We start from the raw sequence: 18,248 nt of genomic DNA on the forward strand, positions 1-18,248 counted from the left end.
GAGATCTCCACGATCGTCGCCCAGATCTCCGACCGGCAGACCACCATCGCCAGCGCCGTGGAGGAGCAGACCGCCACGACCAACGAGATGAGCCGTTCGGTGCAGGAGGCCGCGGGCGGCACGACGCAGATCGCGGAGAACATCACCGGCGTCTCCACCGCCGCCGACTCGACCACCCAGGCGCTGACCCAGACCCGCACCGCCGTGGACGAGCTCTCCCGGATGGCCGCCGACCTGCGCACCACCGTCGGCCGCTTCACCTACTGATCCGCGGCACCCGTCCCCCTCGCGGGGACGGGTGCCGATAACGAACCGGACGGCCGTGGCCGGGCAGTGCGATTCACCTTGAGTCCCCGCCCTCCGCGCCGAGAACCCAACGGGGCGACTGCGCCCCGATGCGAAGCAGAGAGAAGGACACCCCGTGGACGGTCTGGACGACATCGTCGAGGAGTTCCTGGTCGAGAGCCACGAGAACCTCGACCAGCTGGACTCCGACCTGGTCGCGCTCGAGCAGGAGCCCAATTCCCGCGAGCGGCTCTCCAGCATCTTCCGGACCATCCACACGATCAAGGGCACCAGCGGCTTCCTGGCCTTCAACCGGCTGGAGGAGGTCACGCACGTCGGCGAGAACATGCTGTCGCGGCTGCGCGACGGCGAGCTGGCGCTGACGCCGCACCGCACCAACGTGCTGCTGCAGATGGTCGACACCGTCCGCGCGCTGCTCACCTCGATCGAGGCCAACGGCGGAGAGGGCACCGTCGACGTGTCCGCCGCCGTCGCCGCCGTCACCGCGGCGATGGAGGACTCCCCGGCCGCGGCGCCCGAGCCCGTGGCCGTCCCGGCTGCCGCCGAGGCCCCGGCGAAGGCTCCCGCCAAGGCCGCGGTCGCGAAGGCTCCGGCCAAGGCCGCGGTCGCCAAGGCTCCGGCCAAGGCCCCCGCCAAGGCTCCCGCCAAGCGCGCATCCCGCGCCAAGTCCGTCGCCGTCCCGGCGCCGGCACCCGTGCCCGCCGACGAGTTCATCGAGGACGTGACCCCCGCCGTGCCCGACATCCTGTCCGAGGAGCCGTCCGCGGCTGTCGAGGCCCCCGCCACCGGAGAGCAGCCCGAGGTCGACGCCCCGGCTGCCGAGGGTGCCGGCGGCCAGCCGCGCCGCGCCGTCGCCGACAGCACCATCCGCGTCGACGTCGACCTGCTCGACGAGCTCATGCTGCTCGTCGGTGAGCTGGTGCTCACCCGCAACCAGATCGTGCAGAACGTCGCCCGTCAGACCGACACGGACCTGATCCGCGCCTCCCAGCGGCTCAACCTCATCGCCAGCGAGCTGCAGGAGGGCGTCATGAAGACGCGCATGCAGCCGATCGACCACATCTGGTCCAAGCTGCCGCGCGTCGTCCGGGACCTGGGCCAGCAGCTGAAGAAGACCATCCGCCTGGACATGGAGGGCCGGGAGACCGAGCTCGACAAGACCCTGCTCGAGGCGGTCAAGGACCCGTTGACGCACCTCGTGCGCAACTCCGTCGACCACGGCATCGAGGCCCCCGATGCGCGCAAGAAGGCCGGCAAGCCGGCCGAGGGCGTGCTGACCCTGCGCGCGCGGCACGAGAGCGGCCAGGTCGTGGTCGAGGTCGCCGACGACGGCGCGGGCATCGACCCCGCCAAGCTGGGCGCCAAGGCGGTCGAGCGCGGGCTGATCACGCCCGACGCCCTGGCCCGGATGAGCCCGACCGACGTCCTCCAGCTGATCTTCCTGCCCGGCTTCTCCACCGCCGCGGCGGTCACCAACGTCTCCGGCCGCGGCGTCGGCATGGACGTGGTGAAGACCAACATCGAGTCCATCGGCGGCACGATCGAGGTCGAGTCCGACCCCGGCATCGGCACCGTCTGCCGGCTCCGTATCCCGCTGACCCTGGCCATCGTCCCGGCGCTGACCGTCGAGTGCGCCAGCGACCGCTACGCCATCCCGCAGATCAGCCTGCAGGAGCTGGTCAGCCTGGACGCGGAGAAGGCCGCCAACGCCGTCGAGGAGGTCGGCGGCGCGCAGGTCTACCGGCTGCGCGGCGAGCTGCTCCCCCTCGTCCGGCTCACCGATGTCCTCGGCCTGACCTCCGAGCGGCACGACGGGCACGTGGTCATCGCCGTGCTCCGCTCCGAGGGCCGTCGCTTCGGCCTGGTGGTCGACCGGGTCATCAACACCGAGGAGATCGTGGTCAAGGCCGTCGGCGGTCAGCTCAAGCAGATCGGGCTGTACTCCGGCGCCACCGTCCTCGGGGACGGCACCGTCGCGCTCATCCTGGACGTGCAGGCCCTCGCCCGCCGCGCACTGCGGACCGAGACCGCCGAGCGCCAGGAGTCGCGCGCCTCCGTGAGTTCCGCGGCGGCCGCCGAGACCGAGCGCCAGCGGATGCTGCTGGCCTCCATCGGCGGGGGACGCCGCGTGGCCATCCCCCTGGACACCGTCACCCGGCTCGAGCAGGTGCGCACCGACGCGGTGGAGAAGGTCGGCAACCGCGAGGTGGTCCAGTACCGCGGCGCCATCCTGCCGATCGTCCGGCTCGACCGGCACCTGGGCGCCTACGGCGAGACCGACCGCGAGGTCCTCGAGGTCATCGTCTACGCCGACCACGGCCGCAGCGTCGCGATCGTCGTCGAGGAGATCCTCGACATCGTCGACGGCGAGGCGGCGGTGCGCAGCGACATCGACGACCTGGGCCTGCTCGGCTCGGCCGTCCTGGGTGACCGGGTCACCGAGCTGCTCGACGTCCGCGCCGCCATCCTCGCCGCGGACCCGGCGTTCTACTCCGCCCCCGCCGCCAACGCCTCGACGCCCTCCGGCGTCCACGGCTCCTACCTGGAGGTCTGACGTGACCAGCGTGACCGACTACGCGGCCAGCGACGCGATGGCTTCGGCCACCAGCGGCCAGCTGGCCACCTTCCGCCTCGACGGCGACCTGTACGGCGTCGAGGTGGAGCACGTCCAGGAGGTGCTGCGCAGCCAGCAGCTCACCCGCGTGCCCCTGGCCCCGAGCGCGGTGGCCGGCCTGATCAACCTCCGCGGCCAGGTGGTCACCGCCATCGAGCTGCGCGAGCGGCTCGGCCGCCCGGCCCGCCCCGAGGGCACCGACGCCGTGGTCATCGTCGTCCGGTTGGACGGTGAGGCGGTGAGCCTGCTCGTGGACTCCATCGCCGACGTCGTCGACGTGGACGCCGCCGACTTCGAGGCGCCGCCGGACACCCTGGAGGGACAGTCCCGCGACCTCATCCGCGGCGCCTACAAGCTCGACGGCCAGCTCCTGCTGGCCCTGGACGTGCACAAGGCGGTCAGTGCCTGAAGAAGGACCCCGTTCCTCTCACCACTCGCACGCTCGCGGTGAGCCTCCGAACGGGCCCACGACCACGCTCCGTAGTGAGCCGATAGCACAGAACACCTGAACACGCGGCCGTCATCCCGGCAGGCTCCTGCCATGGGGTGACGGCCGCGTGGCGTTCCGGAGCCGGAGCCGCCAGCATGGGGAGTCCGATCCCCTGCCTCCGGAGGCTCTGCCGTGCCGTACACGCTGGTCAGTGCCGCCACGCTCGGGTTCGACCTCGTCCGGCTGCCCGCGGGGCGCGCCGTCGCAGGGGTCCTGCTGACGGCCCTGCAGTCCGACGACGCCGCGCTCGCCCGGTTGGCGGGCACCCATCCCGCCCGTGGCCTGGAGCGCGACGAGCGTCTCGTCCTGGCCGTCCGCTCCCGGCGGGCGCGCGAGATGGCCGTCGCCGTTCCGCACGTGCGCACCGCCGCTGCCGGCGCCCGGGCCGCCGGGGACCGCGCCGCCGTCCTGGTGGAGCAGCTCGAGCAGGGCACCATCGGGGACGCACCCACCCTCGAGCGCCTGGTGCGCGAGGACGTGCTCGGCGGCGAGCACCCGTCCGGCGGACTCCTCGGCCTCGATCTGCTGGCCGAGGCCGCGGACGTGCTGGCCGACGCCGCCATCGGCTACTGGGCCGCCGGCGTGCTCCCCCCGCTGGTGCGACGCGAGCTCACCGCCTCCTACGACGGCGTGGCCGACAGCACTCCCCCGGCCGGGCCGGAGAGCCTGGACCTCGGGGCCGCCGGTGCCGATCTCGCCGGTTTCCTCGACGGGCTGCGCGGGCTCGACGACGCCGGCCGGGCGCGCTGGCGCGCAGCGGTCGACGAGGGCCGGGCCGAACGGCGGCCCTGGGCCGCGGCCATGCACGAGGCCTCCTGGGCGGCGCACGTGTCGGGCCGCACCCGTGTCCTCGCCACCGCGCAGCTGCACGCCGTCCAGGCCTTCCTCGACGCCGGCTTCGACCGGCACGACGGAGCGGCCGGCGTCTGGAACGCCGTGGCCGGCTGCGTGCAGGGGATCGCCATGGGCGACCTGCTCGACGAGGGCGCACTGACCGTCCTCCGCGCGCCTCTCACCCGCTCCGCCTGACCGCCCGCCGGCGTCGCCGGCGGGGCGGCCCCACCGCCGCGGACGGCGGAACGTGCAGGTCGGAGGCGTGCCAGGAAATGGTACCTGGTCACCCTCTCCGCGGTGTCGACAAAGCACCGAAATGCTATTTCGACCGCCATTCCTGCGGTGACCCGGGAATTGCGTAACGGTTATCCCCGCCCCCTTCCTGAAACGGCTGGGGCAGCCGATGCTTCTGGTGCGGACGGGACGACGGGGAAGCCCCGGACACCGTTCCGCTGGACGCGACCGATCCCGCTCAAGAAGGCGTGAATCGGTGCCGATACTGCAGTGAACAGCCTGTCGGGCTGCATTCCGGCAGGAACCAGGAGGACGCACGTGAACCCGATCCGGGTGTTGGTGGTCGACGACTCGGTCGTCGTCCGCAAGATCGTGACCGACGTGCTGTCCGAGGACCGCGACATCGAGGTCGTGGGGACCGCCGTCAACGGCAAGGTGGCGCTGAGCAAGCTCGAGCAGCTCAAGCCCGACCTCATCACGATGGACATCGAGATGCCGGAGATGAACGGCATCGAGGCGGTCCGTGCGATCCGCACGAACCGCAACCGCGTCCCCATCATCATGTTCAGCACGCTCACCGAGCGCGGCGCCACGGCGACCCTGGACGCCCTCTCCTCCGGCGCGAACGACTACGTCACCAAGCCGGCCAACGTCGGCAGCGTCGCGCAGTCGATGGAGAGCGTCCGCGAGCAGCTCATCCCGAAGATCAAGGCGCTCACCGGCCGCCCGGTCACCACCGGCCCCGTCCGGTCGGTCGCACCGGTCGCCCCGCCGCGCCCCCCGGCGCCGCGCAGCGCCCCCGGCAAGAAGCCCGCGGTGCTCGTGATCGGCTCGTCGACCGGCGGCCCGGAGGCGCTGTCCAAGCTGCTGCCGCAGCTGCCGGCGTCGCTGCCGGTGCCGATCCTGCTGGTCCAGCACATGCCCCCGGTGTTCACCCGCCAGTTCGCCCAGCGCCTCGACCGGCTCTGCGCGCTGCGCGTGGTCGAGGCCACCGACGGTGTCCCGCTGCAGCCCGGCACCGTGCACCTGGCCCCCGGGGACCACCACCTCGTCGTGCGCCCCGGCCGGGGCACGCACACCACCGGCCTGCACCAGGGCCCGCCCGAGAACTTCTGCCGGCCGGCCGTCGACCCGCTCTTCCGCTCAGCCGTGACCGCCTACGACGGTGCGGTCCTCGGTGTGGTGCTCACCGGCATGGGTGCCGACGGCCGCAACGGGGCGGGCGAGATCCGCGCCGCCGGCGGCAGCGTGCTGGCCCAGGACCAGGCCACCTCGGTGGTGTGGGGCATGCCGGGCGCCGTCAGCCAGGCCGGCTTCGCCGACGAGATCCTCCCGCTCGACCGCGTGGCCGACGCCATCATGCGGCACCTCTCCGGTGTCGCGCCCACCCGCCTTCCGGCTGTCGCCGGTACGACCGCCCTCACCGGAGGCACGCGATGACCCTCACCACGACCAGCTTCGACTGGGTGCGCCAGCTGGTGCACCGCGAGAGCGCGATCGTGCTCCAGCCCGGCAAGGAGTACCTGGTGGAGGCGCGGCTCCTGCCGATCGCCCGCCAGGCCGGCCTCACCGACGTCTCCCAGTTCGTGGAGAGCGTGCGCACCCGGCCCAGCCCGGACAACACCCGGGCGATCGTCGAAGCCCTCACCACCAACGAGACGTCATGGTTCCGTGACGGCGATCCCTTCACGGCCCTCACCTCCACCGTGCTGCCGTCGCTGCTGGCCGCCCGCGGCCCGAGCGAGCGGCTGCAGATCTGGTCGGCTGCCTGCTCGAGCGGGCAGGAGGCGTACACGATCGGCATGCTGCTCGAGGACGCCCTGCCCAACGCCGCGTCCCGGGTCGCGATCACCGCCACCGACATCTCGCGGGAGATGGTCGAGCGCACCCGCGCCGGGCGCTTCAGCCAGCTCGAGGTCAACCGGGGTCTGCCCGCGCCGATGCTCGTGCGGCACTTCGTGCGGGCCGGCAACGAGTGGGAGGTCGCCCCGCAGCTGCGCCGGATGGTGACCGCCTCCGAGTGCAACCTCGCCGCTCCGCTGCCCCGCATGGGCCCGTTCGACGTGGTCTACCTGCGCAACGTCCTCATCTACTTCGACCTGCCCACGAAGCAGGCGATCCTCCGCCGGGTGCGCGACGTGATGCGCCCCGACGGCTGGCTCTTCCTCGGCGCGGCGGAGACCACGCTCGGGGTGGACGACTCCTGGGAGCGGGTCGTCGTCGGCCGCAGCTCCGCCTACCGCCCGCTGAAGGGGAAGTAATGCGTGCTCTGGTTATCGACGACTCCCGCGCCATGCGCCGGATCGTCACCGGAATCCTGGAGGGGCTCGGCTACGAGACCCAGCAGGCCGGCCACGGCCGTGAAGGCCTCGACGTCCTGGAGGGCGGCTGGGTGCCCGAGCTCGTCTGCGTGGACTGGAACATGCCGGTGATGGACGGGCTGCAGTTCGTCTCCGCCGTGCGTTCCAACCCCGCCTGGCGCGCGATGACGATCATGATGGTGACCTCGGAGAGCGAGCACACGCAGATCGTCCGCGCCCTGGCCGCCGGCGCCCACGAGTACGTCATCAAGCCGTTCACCGCCGACGCCATCCGCGACAAGCTCGCGCTGCTCGGTCTGCTCCCCCAGGAGGCCGTGCTGTGACGACCATCGACACCGGCGAGCGCCGCCGCGGCGCCGAGAGCCGCCCGGTCATCACCGAGCTGATCGACGGGGCCACCATCGAGTCGATCGCGCAGGACGCCTGGATCGCCCTGGTCGGCGAGGAGGAGGTGCTCGTCCCGCTGCCGGGGGAGCCCGTCACCGACCCGGTGTCCAGCTGGGTCGACGTCGTCGGCCCGTGGACCGGCAGCGTCGTCCTCACCACCGGGCGCCGCACCGCCGAGGAGCTCACCCGCGCACTGCTGCAGGAGCACTCCCCCGAGGTGCTCGAGGACGAGGACGTCGCCGACGCGTTCGGCGAGATCGCCAACGTGGTGGGCGGCAACGTCAAGGCCGCGCTGCCCGGCTCCTCCGGGTTGAGCCTGCCCGACGTGGGCGAGGCACCCGCTCCCCGCAACCCCGACGACGTCTGCCGCGTCGACCTGCTGTGGCGCGGCGAGACCGTCTCCATCTCCGTGCAGGGCGCGCTCCCGGCGCTCCCTGCCCACTGACCCCGCACCTACTGCCGGAAGAACGAGGTACAGCTGTGAAGATCCTGATCGCCGACGACAGCCGCGTCATGCGGCAGATCGTCATCCGCACCCTGCGCCAGGCGGGCTTCGACGACCACGAGATCGTCGAGGCCGAGGACGGCGCGGACGCGCTGGCCAAGGTGGGGTCGGAGAAGCCGGACCTGGTGCTGTCGGACTGGAACATGCCGAACATGACCGGCATCGAGTGCCTGCAGGCGCTCCGCTCGTCCGGGTCCAGCGTCCCGTTCGGGTTCGTGACCTCGGAGGGCTCGCCGGAGATGCGGGAGAAGGCGGCCAACGCCGGCGCGCTGTTCCTCATCGCCAAGCCGTTCAACGAGGACACGTTCCAGGAGGCGCTGAGCGGGGTGATCGCATGACCGCCGCCGGCACCGTGCCGCTGCCCGCGGCCAAGGACGTCCGCGACATGCTGACCGGCCTGGTGGGCAAGCCCGTGAACGTCACCCCGGGCGCCCCGGTCACGCCGGCTCCCGACCGCCCGGTCTCCGTAGCGGTGTACGTGGACCCGCACATGAACGTCAACGCCCTGTGCCTGATGGACCTGGGTGCGTCGGCCTACACCGGCGGTGCCCTGGCCCTGCTGCCTCCCGGCGGCTGCCAGGACGCCGTCGAGGAGGACGGCGAGCTGACCGGCATGCAGATCGAGGCGCTGCACGAGGTGGTCAACGTGCTCTCGGCGCTGTTCAACGCCGAGGGAGCGCCCCACTCCAAGCTGCACAAGCTCTACGCCCCGGGGGAGGATCTGCCCGGCGACCTGGCCGGCATGCTCGCCGCGTTCAACCGGGTCGACCTCGCGATCGAGATCCCCACCTACGGCAAGGGCGCGCTCAGCCTCGTCCTGCCGTAGAGCACCACCCGCAGACGCCCCGGGGCGGCGCCGGAACCCAGGTTCCCGCCGCCCCGGGCGCTGTGCGGGGTCAGGCGGACACCGGCTGGTGGGCGGCCAGCTCGCTCGGCAGGCAGGCCCACACGTGCTTGGTGCCCTCGTCGACGTACCAGCCGTGCGCCACCGACAGCCGCGCCACCAGGTGCAGTCCCATGCCGCCCTGAGCGGGATCACGGCCGACCGCCGGTGCCGGCATCGCCTCCGGGGCGCGGTCGCTCACGTCCAGCAGCCAGCCACCGGTCCCCGCGACCACGGTGGCGACCACCGGGGACTCGCCGTGCCGCAGCGCGTTCGAGGCCAGCTCGTCGAAGGCCATCACCAGCTGCTCGGCGGACTCGTCCTCGTCCGCGGGCGGGAAACCGGCGTGGCCGAGCCTGGCCCGCAGCCCGGCCCTGGCAGCGGGGAGCTCACCCAGCGCCCGGAGGTCCCAGCGCCACACCTCGCCGCGCCCGTCCGGCAGCGGTCTCATCGGCCATGACGGACGACGCCCCATGCCTCCCCCTCGATTGCCCTGTGCTGGACACCCCGCTGAGTGCCCCGAGCGCGGAAGGGGAAACCGCCGGCCCGGTGCGTCCGCCCACGGAGGCCGGGAAGGTGGCCACCACGGGTGAATTCCGGCCTCCCCCTGCTCTCGGTGTGCCGCCGGCCACGAGGCCATGCGGCACAGTGGGCCCGTGATCCCGGAGGAAGCGGCGCGCGTGCCGGCCGACCTGCTCGTGCAGGCCGTCGAGGGCATGCTGCGGCCGATGTTCGTCCTGGACGAGCAGTGGCGCTTCCGCTACGTCAACCCGGCCGGCGCCCAGGTGCTCGAGCGCACCGTCGCGGAGCTGGTCGGCCGGGACATCTGGGTCGAGTTCCCCGAGGCGATCGGCGGTCCGTTCGAGCGGCTCTACCGCGAGGTGCGCCGCACCGGCGGGAGCGGCTCCACGGAGGCCTGGTTCGGCCCCCTGCGCAGGTGGTTCCGGGCCGACGCGTTCCTGACCGGGGCCGGCTTGGTGGTCACCTACGACGACGTCACCGAGCAGCGGCGCGTGGCCGAGGAGCGCGCCGCCGCCGTCGACGCGCGCGAGGAGGCGGCCGCGGCCGCGGCCGCCTCCGCCTACGAGGCCGAGCTGGCCGGCCGGCACCTCATGCTCCTGGGCGACATCAACCTGGCGATGACCTCGACGTACGACACGGACGAGGCGGTGCAGCGCTTCGCGGAGCTGGTCGTGCCGCAGCTGGCCGACTGGTGCATCGTCAGCGTCGTCGACCCCGACGGGACGCGACGGGACGTCGGCCGCGCGCACCGCGACGCGGCGATGGTGCCGCACATGCACCGGTACGCCGACCTGCGCGTGGCCACCAACGACGCGACCGCGCCGGTGCCGGCGATGCTCCGCAACCCGCGGCCGGTCGTCATCCCCCGGCTCACCGACGAGATCGTCCGGTCGATGGTCCTGGTGGAGGAGGCCCGCGAGGCCCTGGCGCCGCTCGCGCCGTCCGCCGTCGCCGGGTTCCCGCTGGTCGCCCGTGGCGAGGTCATCGGTGGCTTCACCCTGGTGAACGGGGCCGACCGCGGCCCGCACACCGAGGCCGAGCTGCGGACGGCGGAGATCGCGTCCCGGCGGGCCGCGCTGGCGCTGGACAACGCCCGGCTCGTCGCCGCGCAGCAGCAGGTCGCCGAGCGGCTGCAGCTCAGCCTCCTCTCGCCCCCGGTGCAGCCGGACACCCTGGAGCTGGCGGTGCGCTATCGGCCGGCCACGCAGGGGATCGCCATCGGCGGTGACTGGTACGACGCCTTCCTGCAGCCCGACGGCGACACGGTGCTGGTCATCGGTGACGTCATGGGCCACGACATCGATGCCGCGGCCGCCATGGGCCAGGTCAAGACGCTGGTGCGGGGCATCGGCTACGACCGGGTGGACGCACCCGCCGAGCTGCTCCGCCGCGTCGACCACGCCGTGGTCGGCCTGGACGTGCCGGCGATGGCCACGGCGCTCGTGGCCCGGGTGGAGGTGGGGGTCGACACCGACGGCCGGCCCGCCCGCCGGCTGCGCTGGGCGACCGCGGGACACCCCGATCCGCTGCTCCTGCTGGAGGACGGCACGGTGCTCGACCTGACGGCGCCGGTTGGGCCGCCGGTGGGCATCGGCTGGCTGGGGCCCCGCACCGACGAGCTCTGCCCGCTGCCCGACGGCAGCACCCTGCTGCTGTTCACCGACGGGCTCTTCGAGCGGCGCCGGATGCTGCTGGACGAGGGGCGCGACCTGCTCCGCGACCTGGTCGGGCGGTCGGCCGGCCTGCCGTTGGACGCGCTGTGCACCCGCCTGCTGGCCGAGATGCTGGGCCCCGACGTCGAGGACGACGTCGCCGTCCTCGCCGTCCGGGTGCACCCGCTGGGCGCCGGACGCCCGGCCGCGGCCGGCCCCGAAGTGCTGCCGCCCGCGCTACCCGTGCCCTGAACGCCGGCACGGGGAATGCCGTTCATCAGTCGGGGTGGCGCAGCAGGTAGCGGCCGAAGTGCGGCACGGTGAACGCGATCTGCCCGCGCTCGGCGGAGTAGACGAGCCCCTTCTTGATCAGGGAGTCGCGGGCGGGGGAGAGGGACGCGGGCTTGCGCCCGAGGGAGACGGCGACCTCGGAGGTCGCGACGGCCGCGCCCTGCGGCCCGCCGAGCTCGGCCATCGCGTGCATGTACTCGCGCTCTGCGGGGGTGGCGCGGTCGTACCGGGAGCCGAAGAAGCCCACGGCCAGCTCGGTCTCGGCGACCGGCGCGGCCATGGCGACGTCCTCGGCGGTGATGGGGGAGGAGGCGGCGACGTCCCAGGTGACCTTGCCGTAGGCCTGCACGAAGTAGGGGTACCCGTCGGCGGCCTCGTAGAGCGCGTCCAGGGCGCCGGGGGCGAACTCCACCCCCTCCCGCTCGGCGGGGGCGATGAGCGCGCGGTCGGCGGCGTCGCGCTCCAGCCGGTCGATCCGCAGGTAGCGGAACAGCCGCTCGGAGTAGCTCTTCGACGCGGAGAGCACGGCGGGCAGGTGGGGGAGTCCCGCGCCGACGACGATCAGCGGCGCGCCCTGCTGGGAGAGCTCGTGGCAGGCGGCGCAGATGGCGGAGACGTCGTCGGGCTGCACGTCCTGCATCTCGTCGATGAACAGCGCGATCCCGCTGCCGATGTCGGCGGCCACCCCGGCGGCGTCGCTGAGCAGCTCGACCAGGTCGATCTCCATGTCGCCGGAGTCGGCCCGCCCGGTGGCCGCCGGGACGTCGATGCCCGGCTGCCAGCGGTCGCGGAGCTTCGCGTCGGCCGGCGCGACCCGCTGGGCGAACGCCTTCACCACGCCCAGCACCTCGGCCACCGACTCCTGGTCGCCGTGCCGCGGCCCCAGCTCGCGCAGCGCCATGTGCAGCGCGGAGGAGACCGGCCGGCGCAGCGACTGGTCCGGGCGGGCCTCGATCTTGCCGGTGCCCCAGCCCCGGGAGATGGCCGCCGAGCGCAGCTGGTTGAGCAGCACCGTCTTGCCGACGCCGCGCAGCCCGGTCAGCACCAGCGAGCGCTCGGGGCGCCCGTGCGCGATCCGCTCGAGCACGACGTCGAAGGCGGACAGCTCGGTGTCCCGGCCGGCCAGCTCGGGCGGGCGCTGACCGGCCCCGGGGGCGTAGGGGTTCCGCACCGGATCCATGTCGAGCACGGTATGCCGTCGTCTAGCCGCCGTCCTAGACATCGGTAGAACGGCCTAGCGCGTGTCGCGAGTGGCCAGCGGTAGGGCTGGGGCTGCCCCGACACCCAGGAGCGGACCTCGTCGGCCTGCCGCTCCAGCCGGGAGCGGAAGGGGCCGGCGAACGGGGCCTCGGTGGCGTCCAGCCGCACCGCGGATCCGTCCCGCAGGCGAAGAGTCACCGCGTGGCTGGTCGCTGCCGTCAGCCGTCCCACCTCGACCGAGGCGACGTGGCTGCGCTGCAGCCTGTGGTCCGACCATGGCGACGGCGAGCGCCAGGACCGGCGGCTCGTCGGAGCGCATGACGAAGACGAGGACGGCCGCGAAGAGGGCCGGGAACACCGCCGCCCACACGCGTGCCCACGCCGGCGCGCGCAGGAGCAGCCCGTGGTCGAGAGGGGTCACGGAAGGATCATGGCGCTGTCGTGGGTCGTCTGCCAGCGTCTAGCCGATGCGCTAGACACGGTCAGACGCCTCGATGTCCCCCAGTCGGGAGCGGCGGGGCGCTAGCGTCGGCGCCGTGATCAAGTTCGCGCTCAAGGTGGTCATCCTCGGAGCGGTCTTCTACGCGCTGACCTACTTCGACGTGCTTCCGGGCCTCGACATCGTCCCGAACCCCGACGGACCGCTGGGGGAGTACGGCACCTACCTGTGGATCGGACTCATCTTCGGCGTGGTCAACGCGATCGTGGGACCGGTCCTGCGGCTCCTGTCGTTGCCCTTCGTGGTGCTCACGCTGGGGTTGTTCCTGCTCGTGGTCAACGCCGCGCTGCTCGGCCTGACCGCCGCGATCACCGACCGGCTCACCATCGACGGCTTCGGCACCGCGGTCCTCGGTGGCCTGATCCTGGCGCTCGCCGGGTGGGCGGCCGACCAGGTGCTGGACCGCTGATCCCGCTCCCTGCCCGTCGCCGAGCCGGGGCCCTCCGGGCGCAGTAGCGTCGCGGCCATGCCGAGCACCACCGGCGTCGTCCCGGACACCCCGGCGCGCGCGCCGGACGGCGGCACCACGACCGGCTCCCTGACCGAGCTGGCCGCGCTGGAAGCCGCCCGCGACGAGAAGCGACGACTCCTGGAGGAGGCGGCACGCTCCGCGGTCGACGCCCTCGGGTCGGACGCCGACTACCCCGCGGGCTGCACCGCCGACGACGTCCCCGCGCTGCTGCGCCGGTACTACTGGAGCGAGCCGGCCGCCGAGGTGCTGGCCCGCGAGCCCCGCGAGCTGGCGGAGCTGGCGCTCGGCCACGTCGCCGCGGCCGGGACCCGCCCGACCGGCGGCGCGCTCGTCGACGTCGTCCGGTCGCGCGACGGCGTCGCCGTGGTCCGGCTGGTCACCGACGACATGCCCTACCTGGTCGACTCGGTCACCGCCGAGGTCGTACGGCAGGGCGTCGGCATCGCGCACGTCGTGCACCCCGTCCTGGTGGTGCGCCGCGACGTCCGCGGCCGGCTCCTCGCCTTCTGCGACAGCGCCGGGCCGGAGGGCTGCGGCGCGGACGCCCTCGCCGAGTCGTGGATGGCGGTCGTGCTCGACGGCCCGCTGGACGACGAGGCCGTCGCGGACCTCGTCGCCGGCCTGCGCACCGTGCTCGACGACGTCCGGGCCGTCCACGAGGACGGCCCGCGCCTGCGCGCCCGGCTGCTGGACCTCGCGGGCACGCTGGAGCAGCGGGCCGGCGACGTCGCACCGGCCCCGGGCGCCGATCCCGCCGACGACCCGGTCGAGGCGGCGGCGCTGCTGCGCTGGCTGGCCGACGGCAACGTCGTCCTGCTCGGCGCCCGTGACGTGGACCTGATCGCCGGCGAGGAGCCCGCGGGCTCCCGGCCCGTGCCCGGCAGCGGCCTGGGCGTGCTCCGCAGCGACACCGACCAGCGTGCCCCCTCGCCGCCCCCCGAGGCGGCGCAGGTGCCCGGCCGGCACCTGGTCACCGTGACCGAGGCCGACAGCCGCTCGTCGGTGCACCGCCGGGCCTGGCTCGACCTCGTCGTCCTCACCCTTCCCCGCGCCGACGGGAACGGGCACCGGCAGCACCGCTTCGTCGGGCTGTTCCCCTCGAGCGCCTACACCGCCAGCGTGCTGGACGTGCCGCTCGTGCGGCGGCGGGTCGCCGAGGTCATCGCCCGCTCCGGCGTCCCCGCCGACAGCCACACCGGCAAGGAGCTGCTCGAGGTCCTGGAGACCTATCCCCGGGACGAGCTGCTGCAGGTCGGCACCGACGAGCTGCTGCCGGTCGCCGACGCCGTCCTGCACCTGCAGGAGCGGCGCCAGACCCGGCTGTTCCTGCGCCAGGACCCGACCGGGCGGTTCTGGTCGGCCGTGGTCTACCTGCCGCGCGACCGGTACACGACCGAGGTGCGCACCCGCATGCAGCAGCTGCTGCTGGAGCGGCTGGGCGGCACGAGCATCGAGTACACCGCCCGGTCGACCGAGTCGGTGCTGGCGCGGTTGCACTTCGTCGTCCGACTGCCGGTGAGCCGCACGGGCCGGCCGGGGCCCACGGCGGTCGACGCCGAAGCGCTCCAGGCCGAGCTGGCGGCCGCCGCCCGTAGCTGGACCGACGACCTCGCCGACGCGCTGGTCGCCCGCCACGGCGCCGACGGCGAGCAGCTGTTCGCCCGCGTCGCGGACGCCTTCCCGGCCGCGTACCAGGACGACTTCCCGGCGGAGCGGGCCGTCGACGACCTCGCCCGGCTCGAGGGGCTGGCTCCCGGGCAGCTGGCGCTCCGGCTGTGGACGCCGCCGGGCGCCGGGCCCGGGGAGCGCCGGCTGACGGTCTACCGCGTGGGGGAGCGGCTGCTGCTGTCCGACGTGCTGCCGCTGCTGCAGCACATGGGCGTCTCGGTCGTCGACGAGCGGCCCTACGAGATCGACCGGATGGGTGGCGCACGGTCGTGGATCTACGACTTCGGCGTCGCCGTCCCCGCGGTGGACCTCCCGCTGCTCCGCTCGCTGCCCGAGCGGTTCACCGACGCCCTCGGCGCGGTGTGGCGCGGCGACGCCGAGGACGACGGCCTGGGTGCGCTGGTCATGCTGGCGGGGCTCAACTGGCGGCAGGTCGGCGTCGTCCGGGCCTACGTGCAGTGGCTGCGCCAGGCGGGGCTGCCGTTCAGCCAGGCCTACGTCGAGTCGACGCTGGCTGCCCATCCCGACGTCGTCTCGCGGCTGGTGGCCCTCTTCGAGGCGCGGTTCTCACCGCGCAGCACCGGTGACCGCGATGAGCGGCAGGCCGTGCTCACCGAGTCGCTGCGGAGGTCGATCGGCGAGGTCGAGTCGCTCGACGCCGACCGGGTGCTCTCCTCGCTCCTGGCCGCGATCACCGCCACCCAGCGCACGACGTACTACGCCATGTCCGCGCCGCCGCACCCCGTGCTGGCGCTCAAGCTCGACCCGGCGTCGGTGCCCGACCTCCCCGAGCCGCGCCCGGCCCGCGAGGTCTGGGTCAGCTCGCCGCGCGTGATGGGCATCCACCTGCGCTTCGGCGCCGTCGCCCGCGGCGGGCTGCGCTGGTCCGACCGCCGGGAGGACCTCCGCACCGAGGTCCTCGGCCTGGTCAAGGCGCAGATGGTCAAGAACACCGTCATCGTGCCGACCGGCGCCAAGGGCGGCTTCGTCGTCAAGCGGCCGCCCGCCGACCCCTCCCGCGAGGCCCAGCTCGCCGAGGGGCAGGCCTGCTACAAGATCTTCATCGGGGCGCTGCTCTCCCTCACCGACGATCTGGTCGACGGCGCCGTCGTCCCGGCCGGGCGCGTCGTGCGCCACGACGGCGACGACACCTACCTCGTGGTCGCCGCCGACAAGGGGACGGCGACCTTCTCCGACCTGGCCAACTCGATCTCGGTCGAGCGCGGCTACTGGCTGGGCGACGCGTTCGCCTCCGGCGGCTCGGTCGGCTACGACCACAAGGCCATGGGCATCACCGCCCGCGGTGCCTGGGAGTCGGTCACCCGGCACTTCCGCGAGCTCGACCTCGACGTGGCGCGGCAGGACTTCACCGTCGTCGGCGTCGGCGACATGTCCGGCGACGTGTTCGGCAACGGGATGCTGCTGTCCGAGCACATCCGGCTGGTCGCGGCCTTCGACCACCGGCACGTCTTCGTCGACCCGTCCCCTGACGCGGCGTCGTCCTTCGCCGAACGCCGGCGGCTGTTCGACCTGCCGCGCTCCTCGTGGGCGGACTACGACCCCGCGCTGATCAGCGCCGGGGGAGGGGTGTGGCCGCGGACGGCGAAGTCGGTGCCGGTCCCCGCCCAGATGCGGGAGGCGCTGGGCCTGGCCGAGGGGATCAGCGCGCTGAGCCCGGAGGAGCTGATCCGCGCAATCCTGCTGGCACCGGCCGACCTGCTGTTCAACGGCGGGATCGGCACCTACGTGAAGGCGGCAGGCGAGAGCGCCGCCGACGTGGGGGACAAGGCCAACGACGCGGTCCGGGTGGACGGCGGCCAGCTGCGGGTGCGGGTCGTCGGCGAGGGCGGCAACCTCGGGCTCACCCAGCGCGGCCGGATCGAGTACGCCCTGGCCGGCGGGCGGGTGAACACCGACGCCATCGACAACTCCGCGGGCGTCGACACCTCCGACCACGAGGTCAACATCAAGATCGCGCTGAACGCGGTGGTCGCCCGCGGGGCGCTGGACGCCGAGCACCGCGCCGCGCTGCTCGGCGAGATGACCGACGAGGTGGCCGCCGCCGTCCTCACGGACAACCACGCGCAGAACGCGACGCTGGCCGCCGAGACGGCCTCGGCGCGCAGCCTGCTCGATGCCCACCAGCGCTTCATGCGTGCCCTGGAGCGCTCCGGCCGGCTGCAGCGGGCGGTGGAGGCGCTGCCCGACGACCGGCAGCTGGCCGAGCGGCGCCGGGACGGCCAGGGGCTGACCGGACCCGAGCTCTCGGTGCTGCTCGCCTACGCCAAGCTGGACACCGACGCCGCCGTGCTGGGCTCGTCGCTGCCCGACGACCCGGCCCTGGACCGGCTGCTCGTCGACTACTTCCCCCGCGCCCTGCGCGAGCGCTTCCCCGAGGCGGTCGCCGCGCACCCGCTGCGCCGCGAGATCGTGGCGACCGCGCTGACCAACCGGGCGGTCAACGTCGCCGGGGTGACCGGGCTGTACCGGCTGTCGGAGGAGAGCGGCGTGCCCCCGGCGACGGTCGTGCGGGCGCACGCCGTCGCCCGCGCGGTCTTCGACGTCGACCGGATGTGGGACGCCGTCCGGCCGCTGGACAACCAGGTGACCGCCGCCGTCCAGGTGGAGCTGCGCGGCGAGGCGACCCGCCTGGCCGAGCGCGGCACGCGCTGGCTGCTGCGCCAGCGCGACGTGACCGTCGAACCACCCCTCCCGCTGGGGGCTGTGACGGAACGGTTCGGCCCCGCGGTCGCGGCCGTCCGCGCCGGGCTGCCCGGCTGGCTGCTGGGCGCGGAGGCAGACGCGTACACCGCGCGGGCCGGGCGACTGCGCGACGCCGGGGTGCCGGGAGAGCTGGCCGCCGAGGTCGCCGCCGCTCCGCTGATGCCCGCCGCGCTCGACCTCGCCGTCGTCGCCGAGCGGACCGGGGCGCCTGTGGAGCTGGCCGGTCGCGCTATGCAGTGCCTGTCCGAGCGGCTGGGCCTGGTGCCGCTGCGGGAGCTGATCACCGCGCTGCCGCGCGACCGGCGCTGGCCGTCGATGGCCCGCGCGTCGCTGCGGGACGACCTCGCCCTCGAGCAGGCCTCGCTCACCGAGGACGTGCTGGGACTGCGCAGCAGCGACGACGAGGACCCGCACGCGCTGGTCGCGACCTGGGCCGACAGCTGGGACGCAGCGCAGGGGCGGGCTGCCGCACAGCTCGCCGACATCGCCGGGGGCGACCGGCAGGAGCTGGCCGAGCTGCTGGTCGCCGTCCGCACCCTGCGTGGGTTGCGCCGGAGACGCGAGGCGCGCCGCGTGCCGCGCCCCGTCTGACGCCCTCTCGGACGGTCTAGCGCCGCCGCTAGAGAGTGATAGAGGGGGTCAGAGG

General features: G+C 73.9%; 14 protein-coding genes and 1 pseudogene. 13 read left to right on the top strand and 2 right to left on the bottom strand.

Annotated features, from left to right (window positions below):
* The 10 genes and pseudogenes from BLS70_RS13000 to BLS70_RS13045 all read left to right on the top strand — a co-directional run.
* A pseudogene (locus tag BLS70_RS13000) lies at positions 1-267 on the top strand (methyl-accepting chemotaxis protein); the annotation flags it as partial.
* A gap of 154 nt (positions 268-421) precedes the next feature.
* On the top strand, positions 422-2,860 hold the full coding sequence (locus BLS70_RS13005; RefSeq protein WP_091768539.1) for a chemotaxis protein CheA: 2,439 nt from the start codon (positions 422-424) through the stop codon (positions 2,858-2,860).
* A 1-nt stretch (position 2,861) separates the two neighbouring features.
* On the top strand, positions 2,862-3,329 hold the full coding sequence (locus BLS70_RS13010; protein WP_255362452.1) for a chemotaxis protein CheW: 468 nt from the start codon (positions 2,862-2,864) through the stop codon (positions 3,327-3,329).
* Between the two features lie 213 nt (positions 3,330-3,542).
* A complete protein-coding gene (locus BLS70_RS13015; RefSeq protein ID WP_091768542.1) occupies positions 3,543-4,439 on the top strand; it encodes a hypothetical protein in 897 nt (298 codons plus the stop codon).
* A 357-nt stretch (positions 4,440-4,796) separates the two neighbouring features.
* On the top strand, positions 4,797-5,918 hold the full coding sequence (locus BLS70_RS13020; protein WP_091768545.1) for a protein-glutamate methylesterase/protein-glutamine glutaminase: 1,122 nt from the start codon (positions 4,797-4,799) through the stop codon (positions 5,916-5,918).
* The gene (locus tag BLS70_RS13025; RefSeq protein ID WP_091768548.1) at positions 5,915-6,739 is read left to right on the top strand and encodes a CheR family methyltransferase; all 825 of its coding nucleotides are present in this window, start codon (positions 5,915-5,917) and stop codon (positions 6,737-6,739) included. Before BLS70_RS13020 ends, BLS70_RS13025 begins: the two co-directional genes overlap by 4 nt.
* Positions 6,739-7,122, top strand: coding sequence for a response regulator (locus BLS70_RS13030; protein ID WP_091768551.1), 384 nt, complete (start codon positions 6,739-6,741; stop codon positions 7,120-7,122). Before BLS70_RS13025 ends, BLS70_RS13030 begins: the two co-directional genes overlap by 1 nt.
* Complete coding sequence (locus BLS70_RS13035; protein WP_091768554.1) at positions 7,119-7,631, top strand: chemotaxis protein CheX; 513 nt, start codon at positions 7,119-7,121, stop codon at positions 7,629-7,631. Before BLS70_RS13030 ends, BLS70_RS13035 begins: the two co-directional genes overlap by 4 nt.
* Before the next feature lie 35 nt (positions 7,632-7,666).
* The gene (locus BLS70_RS13040) at positions 7,667-8,029 is read left to right on the top strand and encodes a response regulator (protein WP_091768557.1); all 363 of its coding nucleotides are present in this window, start codon (positions 7,667-7,669) and stop codon (positions 8,027-8,029) included.
* Positions 8,026-8,517, top strand: coding sequence for a hypothetical protein (locus BLS70_RS13045; protein ID WP_091768560.1), 492 nt, complete (start codon positions 8,026-8,028; stop codon positions 8,515-8,517). The genes BLS70_RS13040 and BLS70_RS13045 overlap by 4 nt, the downstream gene beginning before the upstream one ends.
* Positions 8,518-8,587: 70 nt before the next feature.
* Here BLS70_RS13045 and BLS70_RS13050 read toward each other — a convergent pair whose 3' ends face one another.
* Entirely contained in the window at positions 8,588-9,025 is a 438-nt protein-coding gene (locus tag BLS70_RS13050) for an ATP-binding protein (RefSeq protein WP_255362453.1), read from the bottom strand.
* A 205-nt stretch (positions 9,026-9,230) separates the two neighbouring features.
* Here BLS70_RS13050 and BLS70_RS13055 point away from each other — a divergent pair, with 205 nt between their 5' ends.
* Positions 9,231-11,000: a SpoIIE family protein phosphatase gene (locus tag BLS70_RS13055; RefSeq protein WP_176946401.1), complete on the top strand. Its 1,770-nt coding sequence runs from the start codon at positions 9,231-9,233 to the stop codon at positions 10,998-11,000.
* A 25-nt stretch (positions 11,001-11,025) separates the two neighbouring features.
* Here the strand turns inward: BLS70_RS13055 and BLS70_RS13060 are convergent, their stop codons facing one another.
* The gene (locus tag BLS70_RS13060) at positions 11,026-12,219 is read right to left on the bottom strand and encodes an ATP-binding protein (RefSeq protein ID WP_091769274.1); all 1,194 of its coding nucleotides are present in this window, start codon (positions 12,217-12,219) and stop codon (positions 11,026-11,028) included.
* 556 nt (positions 12,220-12,775) lie between these two features.
* Between BLS70_RS13060 and BLS70_RS13070 the strand changes: the two genes are divergently transcribed.
* Both BLS70_RS13070 and BLS70_RS13075 read left to right on the top strand, forming a co-directional pair.
* Positions 12,776-13,147 (top strand): phage holin family protein, encoded by a 372-nt coding sequence (locus BLS70_RS13070; protein ID WP_091768572.1) that lies wholly within the window; start codon positions 12,776-12,778, stop codon positions 13,145-13,147.
* Positions 13,148-13,204: 57 nt separating this feature from the next.
* On the top strand, positions 13,205-18,193 hold the full coding sequence (locus tag BLS70_RS13075; protein ID WP_176946403.1) for an NAD-glutamate dehydrogenase: 4,989 nt from the start codon (positions 13,205-13,207) through the stop codon (positions 18,191-18,193).
* Positions 18,194-18,248 lie beyond the last annotated feature (55 nt).

The organism is Blastococcus aurantiacus (genome assembly GCF_900102425.1).
Taxonomy (GTDB): Bacteria; Actinomycetota; Actinomycetes; order Mycobacteriales; family Geodermatophilaceae; genus Blastococcus; species Blastococcus aurantiacus.